The organism is Pseudomonas sp. C9, from assembly GCF_002000165.1.
Classification (GTDB): Bacteria; Pseudomonadota; Gammaproteobacteria; order Pseudomonadales; family Pseudomonadaceae; genus Aquipseudomonas.
In genome coordinates this window covers 15,112-29,645 of record NZ_MPAK01000001.1, presented here as the reverse complement: position 1 = coordinate 29,645, position 14,534 = coordinate 15,112, and the positions used below count along the sequence as shown (strand labels likewise).

The 14,534-nt window shown below is 58.3% G+C and carries 14 protein-coding genes; 5 read left to right on the top strand and 9 right to left on the bottom strand.

Features of this window, described 5'->3' with window-relative positions:
* Positions 1-130 precede the first annotated feature (130 nt).
* The gene (locus tag BMS17_RS00130; protein WP_046027182.1) at positions 131-691 is read left to right on the top strand and encodes a YSC84-related protein; all 561 of its coding nucleotides are present in this window, start codon (positions 131-133) and stop codon (positions 689-691) included.
* An 81-nt stretch (positions 692-772) separates the two neighbouring features.
* Here the strand turns inward: BMS17_RS00130 and BMS17_RS00125 are convergent, their stop codons facing one another.
* Positions 773-1,609 (bottom strand): alpha/beta fold hydrolase, encoded by an 837-nt coding sequence (locus BMS17_RS00125; protein ID WP_077430147.1) that lies wholly within the window; start codon positions 1,607-1,609, stop codon positions 773-775.
* 234 nt (positions 1,610-1,843) lie between these two features.
* On the bottom strand, positions 1,844-2,635 hold the full coding sequence (locus BMS17_RS00120; RefSeq protein ID WP_077430146.1) for a cysteine hydrolase: 792 nt from the start codon (positions 2,633-2,635) through the stop codon (positions 1,844-1,846).
* Between the two features lie 159 nt (positions 2,636-2,794).
* Here BMS17_RS00120 and BMS17_RS00115 point away from each other — a divergent pair, with 159 nt between their 5' ends.
* Entirely contained in the window at positions 2,795-3,823 is a 1,029-nt protein-coding gene (locus BMS17_RS00115; RefSeq protein ID WP_256577114.1) for a GlxA family transcriptional regulator, read from the top strand.
* A gap of 9 nt (positions 3,824-3,832) precedes the next feature.
* On the opposite strand, the gene BMS17_RS00110 is transcribed toward BMS17_RS00115, so the two are convergent.
* Positions 3,833-6,733: an EAL domain-containing protein gene (locus BMS17_RS00110; protein WP_077430145.1), complete on the bottom strand. Its 2,901-nt coding sequence runs from the start codon at positions 6,731-6,733 to the stop codon at positions 3,833-3,835.
* A 250-nt stretch (positions 6,734-6,983) separates the two neighbouring features.
* On the opposite strand from BMS17_RS00110, the gene chrA reads away from it, so the two are divergent.
* Positions 6,984-8,342, top strand: coding sequence for a chromate efflux transporter (gene chrA / locus BMS17_RS00105; RefSeq protein ID WP_077430144.1), 1,359 nt, complete (start codon positions 6,984-6,986; stop codon positions 8,340-8,342).
* A gap of 98 nt (positions 8,343-8,440) precedes the next feature.
* On the opposite strand, the gene BMS17_RS00100 is transcribed toward chrA, so the two are convergent.
* The 6 genes from BMS17_RS00100 to BMS17_RS00080 all read right to left on the bottom strand — a co-directional run bounded on the left by BMS17_RS00100 (position 8,441) and on the right by BMS17_RS00080 (position 12,880).
* Positions 8,441-9,577: a nickel/cobalt efflux protein RcnA gene (locus BMS17_RS00100; protein ID WP_077430143.1), complete on the bottom strand. Its 1,137-nt coding sequence runs from the start codon at positions 9,575-9,577 to the stop codon at positions 8,441-8,443.
* A 7-nt stretch (positions 9,578-9,584) separates the two neighbouring features.
* On the bottom strand, positions 9,585-9,878 hold the full coding sequence (locus BMS17_RS00095) for a metal-sensing transcriptional repressor (protein WP_046027176.1): 294 nt from the start codon (positions 9,876-9,878) through the stop codon (positions 9,585-9,587).
* A gap of 461 nt (positions 9,879-10,339) precedes the next feature.
* A complete protein-coding gene (locus tag BMS17_RS30485; protein ID WP_256577233.1) occupies positions 10,340-10,852 on the bottom strand; it encodes a hypothetical protein in 513 nt (170 codons plus the stop codon).
* Positions 10,853-11,025: 173 nt separating this feature from the next.
* Positions 11,026-11,496, bottom strand: coding sequence for an anti-virulence regulator CigR family protein (locus tag BMS17_RS00085; RefSeq protein WP_046027174.1), 471 nt, complete (start codon positions 11,494-11,496; stop codon positions 11,026-11,028).
* A gap of 21 nt (positions 11,497-11,517) precedes the next feature.
* On the bottom strand, positions 11,518-11,805 hold the full coding sequence (locus BMS17_RS29505) for a hypothetical protein (protein WP_139348050.1): 288 nt from the start codon (positions 11,803-11,805) through the stop codon (positions 11,518-11,520).
* 106 nt (positions 11,806-11,911) lie between these two features.
* Entirely contained in the window at positions 11,912-12,880 is a 969-nt protein-coding gene (locus BMS17_RS00080) for an AraC family transcriptional regulator (protein ID WP_077430141.1), read from the bottom strand.
* 182 nt (positions 12,881-13,062) lie between these two features.
* Here BMS17_RS00080 and BMS17_RS00075 point away from each other — a divergent pair, with 182 nt between their 5' ends.
* A complete protein-coding gene (locus BMS17_RS00075) occupies positions 13,063-14,016 on the top strand; it encodes a diiron oxygenase (RefSeq protein ID WP_046027173.1) in 954 nt (317 codons plus the stop codon).
* 77 nt (positions 14,017-14,093) lie between these two features.
* Complete coding sequence (locus BMS17_RS00070; protein ID WP_046027838.1) at positions 14,094-14,516, top strand: MAPEG family protein; 423 nt, start codon at positions 14,094-14,096, stop codon at positions 14,514-14,516.
* Positions 14,517-14,534 lie beyond the last annotated feature (18 nt).

The window sequence follows — 14,534 nt, the reverse complement described above, 5'->3', positions numbered from 1 at the left end:
CTGCAATCAAGAGCGACGCTTGCAATCCACATATTTCAGGGTGCGCCGGATACTCCAGTGGTTTCGGTTCCTGTCTGAGGCAGGCGCTGACTGCTGCTCGCGTCCAATGCTCCCTTATCGGAGTACGCAAATGACTCAATCAACGCGGTTCTTCCTATCGCTCTTCCTCGCGGCAGCCTCATTGGCATCGGCGAGTCTCCTGAACACTGCCGGTGCGGCCACCGCCGAGGACCTGAATGCCGACTCTCGGCAAGCGTTGCAACTTCTCTACAAATCAACTCCCGCTGCCGAAACCCTCTCGCACAAGGCCAAGGCGATTTTGGTCTTCCCGAAAATCATCAAGGCAGGCCTTGTCTTCGGCGGCAGCTATGGCGAAGGCGTGTTAATGAAGGGCACGAAAGTAGATAACTATTACAACTCTGTCAGTGGGTCATGGGGGCTACAGGCTGGCGCCCAGTCGTATGGCTACGTGCTGTTTCTGATGACCGACAAAGCGGTGAAATATGTCGCTGAAACCAAAGGTTGGGAAATCGGTGTAGGACCCACGGTAGTGGTGGTTGATGAAGGGGTTGCGAAAAACCTTTCCAGCTCGACGCTCAAAGATGACGCGTACGCGTTCATCATCGACCAGCAAGGCTTGATGGCTGGCGTCAGTATTGAAGGAACCAAGATTTCCTTGATAAAACGTTAAATCCCGTTGTTTGGTTGGACATCGGGCGAACAATGCGGTCAGCCATGGCCCTGCGAGCAGCAGGACCATGGCTTGCCCCGATCAGCCGCGAATGAACTTCACCAGCTCTTGATTGACCACATCGGCGTGCGTCGAGCACATTCCGTGGGGGAACTTCTCATACACCTTCAGCGACCCATTTTTCAGCAGTTTGCTCGACAGCAGCGCCGAGTCAGCAATGGGAACGATCTGGTCGTCGTCACCGTGCATGACCAAGGTTGGCACGGTGATCGCCCGCAGGTCATCCGTGAAGTCGGTTTCAGAGAAGGCCTTGATGCACTCGTAATGGGCATTTGCCGCGCCGGCCATGCCTTGGCGCCACCAGTTCTGGATCATGCCCGGCGAAACAGCGGCATCCGGGCGGTTGAAACCGTAGAACGGGCCACTGGCGACATCCAGATAGAACTGAGACCTGTTGGCTGCCAGTTGCTTGCGCATGTCATCGAACACCCCGATGGGAAGACCGCCTGGGTTGGCCGGGGTCTTGACCATGATAGGCGGTACCGCACCAATCAAAATCAGTTTGGTCACGCGTTTCTGCACCTGGCCATACCTGGCGACATAGCGCGTCGCCTCCCCGCCTCCGGTCGAGTGACCAATATGCACAGCGTTGCGTAGATCCAGGTTCTGAACCAACGCCGCGACGTCTGCAGCGTAGTGGTCCATATCGTGGCCGCCGCTCACTTGAGTGGACCTGCCGTGGCCGCGCCGATCATGTGCGATGACGCGATAACCCAAGCCAACGAAGAACAGCGCCTGACTGTCCCAATCATCACTGCTGAGCGGCCACCCATGGTGAAACACGATGGGCTGGGCGTTCTTCGGCCCCCAATCCTTGTAGAAAATGTCAACGCCATCTTGGGTAGTCACTTTGCTCATGATCATGCTTCCACTGTTGATGTCAGGAGAGTTGACGGACGAAATTGCAAGGCAAGGCGCCGAAGAAAACGCCACCAGTGCGGCGGCACTCAAGCCAAGAACGATAAAATCTCGCCGGTCCGGGCTAGCAGGCCCATTGTTTTTGTTATTGCTCATTTGGTACTCCGCGTCAGTCAGCAGAGACGGGAGCCACAAGGCCCCCGTCTCTGGTCAGGAGATGGCACATACCCTGGATCACTGCCCTTCGAGTTTTTTCACCACTTCGTCGGTCGTCATCACGTCATTGGCGATGTAGCGGAAGTTGACCAGCGCGCTACCGTATCCATCGCCGTCAGGCAGCTTCGGACCGGCGACGGCGTCGCGGACGACAACCACTTCGAAGCCACGCTCCAGGAACTCGCGAAGGTGCGATTCGACGCACAGGTTGGAGGCCATGCCCACGAGGACGATTTTGTCGATCCGTTTCTTGCGCAGTTGCAGCATCAGGTCGTTGCTTTGAGGGCCATACAACTTGTGCGGTGAAGCGACGATGGTCTTACCGTCTTCAATGAAGGGTTTGAACTCCTGCATGAAGTCGGCGCCCGAGTTACGGAAGCCATCAAGCGTCAAGGCGCCCTTGCGATCGAAGAGCCCCAGCTTGTGCTGAACGGTCTCCGCTGGCGCCTCAAACTCCCATTTATGATCGTGGGGATAGTAGTAGTGCGGCGAGATGGCGACCGTCGCTCCGGCCTTTTTGAACGCCGTGAACAGCTTGCTCAGATGCGGAACCAGATTTTGCTCGGTAACGCTCTGACCGAAGACTGACCAGCCCGCGCCCTCTGGGCTCATGAAATCGATCTGCGGGTCGATCACGACTAGCGCGGTTCGGCTGGAATCCCACTCAAAGGTGGAGGCTGGGAGCGCGGGTTTGACCGGGTCGGCATACGGGTCCTCGGCGGCGGCGCCAATGCCCGGTGCAATCAGGAACGCCGCGAGCAAGGTGGCGCAGGCGATCATTTTTCCGGGGGGAGTTCTGTTGAAGGTCATTTGCACGTCCTCAAGGGTGGGGGTGCATTTACGGTACGGCGAGAAGACGGCACGAAATGGACATTTATCCCTGGATTTCGGCCGACACGCGCAGCCACCTTGCATGAGGTGGATGGGCTCGCTACTCCTTCGTGACCTTCCAGACAGCACGCGCGTACTATGGCTTCCCCCATTCAGACTTTGGGCGTTCCGTTCATGCAGCGTCACATGTGTTTCCTGGTCTACCCAGGCTTCGTATTGCTGGATCTGAGCGGCCCGCTCGAAGCCTTCACCAACGCCAATCGCGCGCGCCCTTCGAGCTATCGATTCACGGTCGCGTCACTGGAGGGCGGGTTGATCCACGCGTCGAGCGGACTGCAAGTGGCGACTGAAACCATGCAGGTTGTCGAGCGCCTCGACACGCTCATCATCGTCGGCGCGCCAACTGCCCCAATCGATGACCGGATGATGCCGATGGCGGCTGCGATACGGGACATGTCCCCGCGCTCTCGCCGCACGGCCAGTGTCTGTACCGGCGCCTTCCTGCTCGCCGAGAGCGGCCTGCTCGACGGTCGCGTCGCGACCACGCATTGGAACTATGCGCCGCAATTGCAAGCACGCTATCCGTTGCTGCGCGTGGACGGCGATCGAATCTGGACCGAAGACGGGAATGTCTGGACGTCCGCCGGCATGTCGGCGGGCATCGACATGGCCCTGGCCATGATCGAACAAGACCTGGGCAAAGAGGTGTCGCATTCCGTAGCGCGCATGCTGGTGGTTTACTACCGGCGACCGGGGGGTCAATACCAGTTCTCTTCGCTGCTGGATTTCGACCCGGGCTCGGATCGCATCCGCACGGTGCTGAGCTACGCGCGCGATCATCTGCGTGACGATCTATCCGTTGAACGACTGGCCGACGTCGCCCATATGAGCGTGCGCCAGTTTGGTCGCGTATTCGCAGCGGCTATCGGAGTGACTCCGGCGAAAGCGATCGAGCGCCTGCGTATCGAGTCAGCGCGGCCACTGGTCGAGGACGGACACCAAACCTTCGAGGAGATCGCCAGGTGCTTCGGCTTCGGCGATGCCGATCACATGCTGCGCAGCTTCGTGCGAGTCGTAGGGCGCACGCCGCAAGAACTGCGGCGCAGTGCCCGACAGTCCAAAGATACTGGCGGGGCTGGGAGAAAGGAGGATCAAACGTCGGCGTAAGCGAGGCGCTCAGCGTTGATCAAGCAGCGAACTCGCCAACAACGCTTCCAACCCCATCGGCTTGGCAAAGTAGTAACCCTGGGCTTGCTCAGCGCCGATTTCGCGCAGCAAGTCCAGGGTCGCTTTATCCTCGACACCTTCGGCCACCACACTCAGGTCCAGCGATTCGGCCATGCGCACAATGGCCCGCACGATGGCGCGACTGCGGGCACTGGTGGTCAGTTCGAGGATGAACGACTTGTCGATCTTCAAACCGCTGAAACGGTATTGATGCACATAGCTCAGGGATGAAAACCCTGCACCGAAGTCATCGAGCACCACCGACATGCCGTTGTCGGCCAATTGCTGCATGGTCAGTCGGGCAATGGCTGGCTCTGCGACCAGCGCACCTTCGGTCAACTCCAGGCAGATCCGCGACGGCGCGACCCCGCACCGGGCCAACAGGGCAAGCACTTCACTGGCAAATTCCGGGCGCGTCATGCTGTAGCTGGAGCAATTGACGTGCACCGCAGGCCAATTGGCGTGCTCGGGCTGTGCGAGGATTACTGCAATGCTGGTGAGCATGTACAGGTCCAGTCGACCGATCAGGCGCAACCCCTCGACATCCGGCAAAAACTCGCCCGGTGCGATCACCCGGCCGCCCGGCTGATGCCAGCGGATCAGCGCTTCAAGGGCCAACAGTTCGCCGGTTTCGACGCTGACAATCGGCTGGAAATACGGCAGCAGTTCGTCTGTACGTTTGAGCGCATTGCGCAAGGCCCCTTCCCGCTCAACCTGGTCCGAGACTTCACGGCGCACTTCCTGGTTGAACACTGCGTAGCTGTCGCGCCCGGCGCTTTTGACCCGGTACATCGCCGCATCGGCGTCGCGCAGCAGGTCGGCCGGCTCGTGATGGAATTGGCCGTCGGCACTGACAATGCCAATACTGCACGACGAAAAAACTTCATGGCCATTGATGAAAAACGGCAGGTCAAACGCCACCAGGATCCGTTCGGCGATTTCGATCACCACCTCCAGCGGCGCTGCGGGAGCCAGCACCGAAAACTCATCGCCCCCCAGGCGAGCCAGCATGTCGGTTTCGCGCAGGCAACCGCGTAACCGCTGGGCGGCCTGCATCAACAGCAGGTCGCCGAAATGGTGGCCGAGGCTGTCGTTGACCATCTTGAAACGGTCGAGGTCGATGAACATCACCGCCAGGTGCCCGCCTTCGCTGCCGAACTGCGACCAGGCCAGACCGAGGCGCTGTTGCAGGTAGGTGCGATTCGGCAGGCCGGTCAGCGCATCGTGGGAGTTTTCGTGTTGCAATTTGGCGTTGGCGTGATCGAGCTCGCGGGTGCGGTTCTGTACCCGGGCTTCGAGCTTGAGGTTGGCGGCATGGATCGCTTCAGCGGCTGTGCGTCGCGACAACGCGGTGTCAATGTGGCGCGACACGAACGTCAGCAGTTCCTGGTCGCGCAGCGTGTACCAGACCTGCGAGGTATAGCTTTGCACCGCCAGCACGCCGCGCACTGCATCGCCATCAAACAAGGGGATGCCTAGCCAGGAATAGGACCGGACATACTCATCGGCGAGTTCTATTTCACCGCGCGCAGCCAATCGTTCGGCCTCGCCGGCATCAATCAGGCAAGGTCGACGCTGACGGATCACGTACTCGGTCAAGCCCCGGCGCCCACGCCGGGCCGCCGGGCGGGTCGTCTGCCGCTCATCGACATAATAGGGAAAGGTCACTTCAGTGGTCGCGTCGTCGAACAGCGCGATGTAGAAGTTTTGCGCGAACAGCAGATCACCGACGATGCCATGCAACGTTTGAAACAGCTCAGCCATGTCGCCGGGCTGGCTCGACAGTTCAGCAATCTGGAACAGCGCGCTCTGCAGATGTTCGGCACGCTCGCGGTCCGCCACTTCCTGCCTCAAGGCATCGTTGAGTGCCGACAGCTCCAGGGTGCGGCGCATCACCGTCGCTTCCAGGTCCTCTCGGTGGAGGATCCGGTCCAGCGCCATGGCCACGTGGCGGGCTACCACCAGGAACAGCGCGCGGTCTTCAGCGCTGTAGGTACGAGAAACGTCGTAGACCTGCATGGCAAGCATGCCAAACACGTCATCCGAAGCATTTTTCAACGGTGCGCCCATCCAAAACTCTGGACGATCACCCACGCAGTAGAATCGGCCCTGGGCCTGAGCCGCGAGAATGCCGGCGGCGTCGATCAGCAACGGCTGTCCGGAGGTCAACACCTGGCCGGTCAGCGACAGGTGCGAAGGGTCCAGGTATTCGTAGTTTTCCGACTCCAGGGCATCAACGTCGATGATGTCGACGTAATACGGATAGTCAATCTTGCCGCTGTGCGGGTCATACAGCGCGAGATAGAAGTTCTCGGCGTCGATCAGGCTGGCCAGCAGCCGGTGAACCCCCACCAGAAACACCGACCGGTCGCGGGTCGAACTGGCCAGGTAGGTAATTTCATACAGTACGCGCTGAGTAATCTGCGCACGGGCAAGGGTATTGGTCTGTACCTGAATCCCCAGGCGCCGGGCAAACTCGGCGAGCGCCGGCTGCGCGGCATCATCGACTGGCGCGAGTAGCCAGCCCAGCACACTTTCGCCTTTACCGGTCGGCCAGCGGTGCAAGCCCATGGTCAGGCAAAAGGCTTCAAACGCTTCGTTTGCAATGCTTGATGGCCATTGCACCCGAGGGTCGCCCTGCCCGACTAAATGCATTTGTTCACCGGCGCGGTAAACCCCCCACGCGGTGGTGTGGGCCCAGTGACGAGCTGAGTCCAATAATTGGGCGATCGTGTCTTCATTGTCAGCACAGGTCATGCCGACAGTATCCGGTTGTTCATTCAGTTGAGGTGCGACAGCGTCGCAATCGGTCGATTGCCGCGGGGAGTCGGTCAATGGACGAAAACTCATCAGTGCTCCCTGAGCCAAAAACTGGCGAAACTCACATGCTGATTACTGGCAATGTGCCGGTGAGCTTCTCGTTTAAAGCTAATAGAAGTTTTTTTCAATAGTTTTATTCGCTTTAATGCCAACTATGGGACGGACAGCGAGTTATTTGCTACAGGTTGTCCAGAACAACGTTTCTACACTGATGTGCGAGGTCGCCCGGAATGGCGCGAGATCCGTTGCGAGTCTTTCAAAAAACAAGAGGAACACATTTATGAGCAAGGCTCGCGCGTTGGCCGTTGACGAGGAGCTGTCCAGGCCGCAAGCGATCAGTCTGCGTGAGGCGTTCTGGTTCTGGCTGAAGCTGGGGTTCATAAGCTTCGGCGGGCCTGCGGGACAAATTTCGATCATGCACCAGGAGCTGGTAGAACGACGGCGCTGGATATCCGAGCGCAGATTTCTGCATGCCCTCAACTACTGCATGTTGCTCCCGGGGCCGGAAGCTCAGCAGCTAGCGACTTATATCGGCTGGTTGATGCATCGAACATGGGGCGGCGTCATTGCGGGTGCACTGTTTGTGCTGCCCTCGCTGTTCATTCTGATCGCCCTGTCGTGGATGTACATCGCCTTCGGTGAAGTACCCGTGGTCGCCGGACTCTTCTATGGAATCAAGCCTGCGGTGACAGCGATTGTCGTGCAGGCGGCACACAGGATCGGCACTCGGGCGCTGAAGAACAATTGGCTGTGGGTGATTGCTGCGGCCTCATTTACGGCGATCTTCGCCTTCAATGTTCCATTCCCGTTGATCGTACTGGGCGCGGCATTGGTCGGTTATGTCGGCGGACGCCTGGCACCCGAGAAATTCAGGGTCGGGGGCCACAGCGCCACCAAAAAGTCCTTTGGCCCGGCCTTGATCGATGACGACACGCCGCCCCCTGAGCATGCCCGATTCAGCGGGTTGAGACTCGCCTCCCTCGCACTCATCGGCGCGGCGTTATGGGCGTTGCCGATGGGGATTTTGACCGCTCTCTTTGGTTGGGGAGGCACCTTGACCCAGATGAGCTGGTTCTTTACCAAAGCCGCCTTGCTGACCTTTGGTGGCGCCTACGCGGTGCTCCCTTATGTCTACCAAGGTGCGGTCGGTCACTATGGCTGGCTAACCCCGACTCAGATGATCGACGGCCTGGCGCTGGGGGAAACCACGCCTGGACCACTGATCATGGTGGTGGCTTTCGTGGGGTTTGTCGGCGCCTATGTCTCGCAAGTCTTCGGAGCTGATCAGGTGTTTCTGGCTGGCGCTGTCGCGGCGTCCCTGGTGACATGGTTCACCTTCCTGCCTTCGTTCTTGTTCATCCTCGCGGGCGGCCCGCTGGTTGAGTCGACTCACAACGAACTCAAGTTCACGGCACCGCTCACCGCCATTACCGCGGCGGTGGTTGGAGTAATCCTCAATCTGGCGTGTTTCTTCGGCTATCACGTGCTTTGGCCGAAGGGCTTCAGCGGCAACCTGGACTGGCCGTCTGCACTGATCGCCATTGCGGCGGCGGTGGCCTTGTTCCGCTTCAAACGCGGTGTCATTCAGGTGTTGATGGCCTGCGCGCTTGCCGGTTTGGCAGTGCATTTGCTGCGCTAGAGAGTTTGAACGGCTTGACCCTGTCTGGCGGGCTTCGAGCCCGCCAGATCATCCTCGCCTAATGAGCCATGCAGGCAGCATCGCCTGAGATGGCCTATTTACGCATTCAGGCCGATCCAGCCATGAAAGCCCACGTATAGACCAACACCGATGATCAACACGCTGGACAGGTATGGCGCGCGACGAGCAACGGCGCCCAGCCATGGCCAGCGATTGGACGCTTGCTTAGCGCCAATGGCCGCAGCAGCGCCCACCGTCACCAAAGTGATCGCCAGGCCGATGCTGAAGCACAGAACCAGCATGCCCCCTAGCGCGACCTCTTTAACCTGAAGACAGAGCAGCAAGACGGTAATCGCCGCAGGACATGGAATCAGACCGCCAGTCAGACCGAACATGACGATCTGCCCCGTGGTGACCTCGCGGTGGGTGAAGCGTTTGCGGATATCATTGGCGTGCGCTCGTTCGTGTGCGTCCTGATAGCCATCAATCGACAACTCCAGACCTTCCAGTTCCGAATGCCCGTGCCCGTGACTATGTTCCTGATACTCGAGATCGTAATCATGGGAGTGGCCCGCATGCCCAAGACTCAAGCGAGCACTGAACTCATGCGGCTCCGGGATATCGGCGGCCGACTCCAGGAAACCCTCGCGCTCCACGAAAGAGAACGATTGAGTGCTGCCGTCCGGACGGGTCGTCATCAGGCGAACATCTGAGGCACTCCAGGCATGACCGCTCAATGCCTTCAGGCGCCAATGCGGTGGCATGTCTTCTTCAAAGATCGACAGTTCGATTCGGCCATGGCCAGTGTCGATGCGGTGGGTCTCATCATGATGGCCATGGCCATGTTCGCCGTGGTGATGATTGTCACCTTGCTCGAACTTGAACATTTGTTCACCGCGCCAGGTGCGCCACAGCATCCACAGCGCAATCACGATGATCAATACCGAGGACGCCAGCTGGAAGTAAGGCTCCGTGGTTTGAGCATCCAGGCCTTTACCCAAATACATGCCCCCGATGGCGACCAGCCACACCACTGCCGTGTGCGACAGCGTCGCGGCCAAACCCAACAAAACCGCCTGTTTGACCGAGCCACGAATGGCCACGATGAAGGCCGCCATCATGGTTTTTGAATGACCCGGTTCCAGGCCATGCAAGGCCCCAAGTAAAATTGCGCTCGGGAAGTACAGCCAGGCGTGAGTCCCACCCTGTTGCAGCAGTTCAGCGAAGTTGGGCATGTCTGGCCTAGAGGTACTTGGTGATTTGTTTGAACGCGTCCAGTGGTGCGCGCTCGCCATTGTTCAACGCCGAGACGGTGTCTTCCAGACAGTGATCAATATGATCCTGGATGAGCGTGCGCTTGGCTTGGCACACCGCTTTTTCTACCGCATGCAGTTGCTGAGCGATGTCCACGCAATCACGGCCCTCTTCGATCATGGTGATGATGCCGCGTAGATGGCCATCCGCGCGCTTGAGGCGTTTGACAATCGCTTCATGACTTTGGTGGGTGTGGGAATGGTTGTGTCCGTGCTCACTCATGACTTGAGCCTCTGGCCTCAATGAATTATGGCGGCATCCTATCCCCCCTGGGGGGATACCGTCAAACGCATCAACGCCCTCGAAGCGTGCCAAAACATAAACACTTTGCCCTGTAAGCACGGGGACTTTCCGGCCCTGGGATTGGGCGCGCAGAAATTCCACCGCGGCTGCCGCTATTGGCTCGCTGCAATCGAACGTGTGATGTGGATTGTGAAGGCCGCCGTAAAAAACAGATCAGTTTCGGCTTCTGTATGGCGGCTTTGGGGTGTGGATTCAATCGGTGAAATCCACAGCCGATAGAGGGTCGTCTGGACCGGCCCTCTGGTTCAAATCACGACACCTTTGAGAAAGTCGAAAGGTGTCGCGTGTTTTCTCTGCAGGACGCTCGTGCAAAGTCAGGTGTGAGCTGAACCTGTCGATCGTTCAGTCAACAGTATCTTGAGCGCTCACCAGCCACTGACTCAAAACGAATGTTTCGATCCCGACGTCGCAGCGTTACTCAATCCTTTGGCGTTGTGATCCCCAGGGGTGGCTCTCGAAACAGCGGTGGCTTTAGCAACACCGCGAGTATCTTTGGAGTGGGCGATACCTGAAGTGGTTGAACCATGAGCGCGATCACCATTGCGATCATTGCCATAGTGGTTCCCGCTTATGCCATGGTCGCGAACAGACCTGCCGGCATGATCGCTGCTCAGTCCATTGCCGTGGCCATTACTGTTGGAGTTGCCGGCGTGATCTGAACCGCTGTGACCGCTCCCAACACCGCCGCCATGGCCACCACCGTTTCCACTACCATTTCCACCGCCGTGACCACCACCATTACCACCACCACCACCACCACCACCACCACCACCACCACCGTCTTTCGCATAGGCGGAGTTCATCATGGACAGGTCAGCAGGGAGTAACGGGGCGGCTGCAAGCATCATGGCGCATGACATTACAGCAACAAGACTCTTGTTTTTTAAAAGCATGATTGCTTCCATAAGGTTGATATCGCGCACTTTATGACGCGTTATCCCCTTGGCAGTTCAAGTCTTGCGACAGACGGGATGCACGGTGTACTGGCCAAACAGGCGTGCGCGCCAGAAGGCGCGCTAAAACGAATACTGGCAAGGTCATGCCAACAGCGCTTACTGCTCAAGCTTTAATCAAAAGCACCATTCAAGACTTCATAAATAAGCCCCGTTGCCAGCGCGACCAGTATCAAGTCCGTACCCGCTTGCTGCCATTCGTACCCCTCATAGTGCGGCAGTCTGCCGATCAGCCGGCCATCGAGTTTTTTGGCGATGCCCGGAGGAAGTGGTTTGCCTCTCGCCAGGTTTTTTTGAATGCCCGGTGGCAACGCGGGCCCAGGGCTCCAGTAGTCCGGATAACCGCCAACAATCCCGAGAATGCTGCTGCGATTAATGCTTGGACCATTGTCCCAATCGCTGCCCCCGGAATTGTTGCCTTTGTTTCCATGACCTTTTTGGTTGCCATGGTCTTGGGTGTTTTGAGGATTTCCCTTTGCGTTTCCCTGGCCTTTCCCGTTACCAGGATCGGCCCATGCCGTAGCGGAGCCGGAGACCAGCGCACAACAGGCAACAGTTGCAATCAATGAGCGAAATCTGAACATGGAAGGTTCCTTCAACGTGGATCAATTTCTACGTCTATCAAGACACTCGCGGCGCAGCACAAGGTTATTGATTTCCATGCAACTGACCGAGTGATCATCATCAGCTTTGTTTTTGGCCTTGTCCTTGGCTTTATCGCAATTGCCATTGTTGTTGCAATTACCTTTCCCTTTTTGATCGTTGTTGTTTTTTACGCAGTTTCTCGCGTCGCTTGCACTGCCCGAATCACCGCAATTTGAACCGGCAAAGGACAACGCAGGTAACGCCAGGGATAACAGAAGTGTGCATACAGAGGCCACTACGATTCGCATGACGAAACTCCTGAGTAGTTTGTTTTTACCAGCGACTGCCGATTTGAGCCGGTCTGGCTGACTATAGCAGTCCCTATTGAAGCGGCTCGTCGACGGGGCTGTGGATTCAACCGGTCGATGCACCCGATTGTCTGCGCCAGGTGCCAGGTGATGTGCCGAACTGGCGTTTGAACGCGCGACTGAACGCGGCTTCGGATTCGTAGCCCACGGCAAAGCCGATTTGCGCCACATTCCCGCGGCCTTCGCGCAACTGTTGCGCCGCCACGTGCATACGCCAGAGCGTCAGGTACTGCATGGGCGGTTGTCCGACCAATGCCGTAAATCGCTCGGCGAATGCCGAGCGCGACATGCCCACTTCAAGCGCCAGTGCTTCTGCCGTCCAGCCCTCGGTTGGACGAGCATGGAGCAACGCGAGTGCCCGCCCGATGTGGGGGTCTCGTAACCCCGCCAGCCACCCGCGCCGCTCGGCCGGGAGGCTGGCGACATGCTGGCTGACGGCTTCGACGAATAACAATTCGGAGAGCTTGGCGATAACCGCTGTCGAGCCGACGCGCCCCGCTGCGATCTCGCTGACAGCGAAACGAAATGAGCTCTCAATCCAGGCGCCCGAAGCCGTCGCGCGTACGTCTAGTTTCAATAAGGATGGCAGCGATGAAAGCAACGGACTGAAGGGCGTTTCAGACCCGAGGAAGCCACACAATAGTTGCGTGACCTCTCCGCCCCCGCCGTGCTTGATTCGTGCAATGCCGCCGACTTCTGGCGGTTGAATGACCTCACCCGCAGACATCGGCGCAATGCTCAGATCGCTGCCAAACGTATGAGTGTCGTTACGAGGAAGCAGAATGAGCTCGCCTGCTTGCACATCGATGGCGGGCTCCCCGTCGATCCGCAATTGCATGTGCCCCGCGGCGACAAAGTGCGACGCAATGATATGTCGAGGTGCCGCCAGGAACGGTTTGCAATCGTCGGCCGAGATTTTTCCGCCGATGCACCAGGGCGCAGTGAACTCCGCCTCGAGGAACACCCCTCCAGACAGCCGAATCACACGCAAGACATCAGAAAGCGCATCCAGCACTCGCCAACCCTCCTCTCCGGAGTCCGGAGCAAGTAATCCGGCGCACTGGTCATTCATCGCCGGAACGGCGAGGCCTAGATTAGCACCAACGCGGACCCGGCGATCGAGACTGGCCCCAGAGGCTTCACCCATGGTCATTGGTTCCGACGTCAACCGTAGCTGCCCATAAGCAGGAGATCGAAATGAACACCGTCGCGACCCTACTCAACCCGGAATCGAGCAACGCCGCCCGTTATGCTCAACTTGTCAGATCATCGAAGAAAGCGGAATGGCAGATCGATCGTGATTTGCTGCAGGACCGGAGCTTCGACTTCTCGCGCAAATTCTTGCCCGACGGACTCTCACGGATCGACCGGCTGACCTTTCTCACCGAGGATGAAGCGCGCCGGCTCAGTCAGGTTCATGGCCGAACCTACGCGTATATCTTTGGTCTGGTCGAACGGTTTATCAGCGCCAAAATGCTCGATCAAGGTCGCGCCCATGTCTTTGACGATCAACTGGCACTTGAAGCGCTGGTGCGTTTTTCCAACGACGAGATCAAGCACCAGGAACTGTTCCGGCGCATGGAAACGATGATGAGTGCGCAATTGCCTGCGGGCTATCGTCAGGTTGCCGATCCAAACGATGTGGCCCGCGCAGTACTGGCGGCCAGTACCTGGTCGGTGCTGGCGTTGACCTGTCATATCGAGCTGTTTGTGCAAACGCACTATTCGCAAAGCATCGCCCCGCGCGAGGAGTTGTGCCCGCTATTCAAGGATGTCTTCAAGTTTCACTGGATGGATGAGAGCCGGCACGTCGTACTCGATGAACTGGAGTGGAAGGCAGAGCACGCGAAACTCTCGCCAGCCGAGCGAGATCAAGCTGTTAACGATCTGATTGCGCTGGTGGCGGCCGTCGACGGCATCCTGCAGGCGCAATCGGTTGCCGATGCCGACTACTTCATTCGAAACGTTTCACGCCCGTTCAGCGTCGATGAAACAGCGCAAATCAACGCCTGCATGCTGGGCGCCTACCGCTGGCAATACATCATCTCGGGCGTGCAGCATCCCCACTTTGGCCGGCTGCTGACGCGCATGACAACGCCAGCGCAACTGTCCAGGATCCAGGCCGCACTGGCCCCCATCATGAGCCATTGATCGACAGCGCGCGACCGACCACTGGCCGCGCAGCTGGGCAATGACGTGCTGAAAACAATTGATCGAGGATGGCCGCCATGACGATCCCCCAGTGGATGTTGCTTGGATTTGCGACCTGGACTTTGCTGCTATTGATGGCAACCGTCGGGGTGTATCGCTGGGTCGCCATCCTGTTCTCAAAAGTTGCGATTGCCTCTTTTCGCAGCGATCAACTCGAAGGCGAGGACTGGTATCGGCGCGGGACAAGAGCACACGCCAACTGCGTGGAAAACCTGCCGGTCTTTGGCGCCATCGTGTTCGTGATTTCAGCCCTGGGTGTCAGCGGCCCTGCAGTGAACGACTTGTCCATACTCGTGCTGGTGGCTCGCGTGTGCCAGTCTCTGGTTCACGTCTCCCATGTGCAAACCGACCGGTTCGTGGCCGTTCGGTTTACCTTCTTTTGCATTCAGTTGATCTGTTTTCTTGCGCTCATTGGTATAGCTGTTTGCTACGCCGTATGAGTGCTCACGTCGTGGAAT